This is a genomic window from Dethiosulfatarculus sandiegensis (assembly GCF_000931935.2).
Lineage (GTDB): Bacteria > Desulfobacterota > Desulfarculia > Desulfarculales > Desulfarculaceae > Dethiosulfatarculus > Dethiosulfatarculus sandiegensis.
In genome coordinates this window covers 1-1,082 of the sequence record NZ_AZAC01000060.1, presented here as the reverse complement: position 1 = coordinate 1,082, position 1,082 = coordinate 1, and the positions used below count along the sequence as shown (strand labels likewise).

2 protein-coding genes are annotated in these 1,082 nt (G+C 64.0%); both read right to left on the bottom strand.

The window, feature by feature from the left end:
- Window positions 1–568 (bottom strand): glycosyltransferase family 4 protein (locus X474_RS22625; RefSeq protein WP_156360891.1); only part of this gene is annotated, 568 nt, incomplete at its 3' end.
- 11 nt (window positions 569–579) lie between these two features.
- Window positions 580–1,082, bottom strand: a 503-nt coding sequence (locus tag X474_RS22620; protein ID WP_044352240.1) for a glycosyltransferase, incomplete at its 5' end; no start/stop codon positions are given.

Here is a 1,082-nt window from a genome sequence, read left to right as displayed (position 1 = left end):
CTCCGGCGAACCCGAGGATGTCGACTCCGTTGTAGACGACATCTACTCGATGTGGTTCGACACCTGCGGCGATCAGATCCCTCGCGGTAGCCTGGCTGACGGCCACGAAGCGTGCCACGCCGGATACCTCCGATCGGAAGACTGAGGCGGCGAGTCCACGCTTCATCCAGTCTTCGCGCGGCGCATGCACGGTCCAGACGACAGGCACCCCGAGAGCCCTCCCAAGGGAGCCGATCCATGATCGCTCCTTGATGAACTGTACGTGGATCACATCGAATGGAGTGTCCGAATGAAGCTCCCGCACGACACGCCTGAATCTCCGACGCCATGGGTTCATATGGAGGTCCACACAGAAGAGCGGCTCGTTCAGCGGCCCGAGCGGAGCATGCCAGCCGATCGCCATCCCCATCGACACGTGCACGACTTCAACACCCGCAGCCACAAGCCGAAGACCCGTTGGCGACGAAGCCGGTCCCACGAAGACGACGTCGTGTCCAGCCGCCATCAACCCTGTGGCGAGATCGACCGTGTAGCGCTCTGCGCCCCCGAACGCAGCGGAATTGTGCACGAGAAGGACCCTCAGCGTCCCCACCCTCTTTCAGCGTCGTGTCGCACCACGCCTGAGAGCAGTTCCTTGAAGCGGGGCATGACCGTATCGATGTCATGTGTGGCCTTGGCATACGAGAAGCCGGCCCGCCCCATCTCCTCACGGAGACGCCCATCGGCCAGCATCTCGCCCAGGTCCGATGTCAGGCGCCCGACATCACCCCCGGCGCAACGACCGAACCCGCCCGAGGCCAACACACCGTCGGGATCCACCGACAGCGAGAGCACCGGCGTGCTGCCCATGGCGGCCTGGACGAAGGTGTTCGGGAAGCCCTCGACCGTCGATGTGTTGATGAACACCTTGGCGCGGTCGAAGTAGTCCTGGATCTCGGTGAACGGGACACGCTCGACGAAGTCGAGGTTGGGGATCGCCCGCGCCTCCTCCCGGATGCGCTCGAACAACGCCACATCGTTGGGAGGCATGACCATGACGAACCGCTCGTGCGGGAAGGCACGTGCGAGGCCGAGGAAGACGT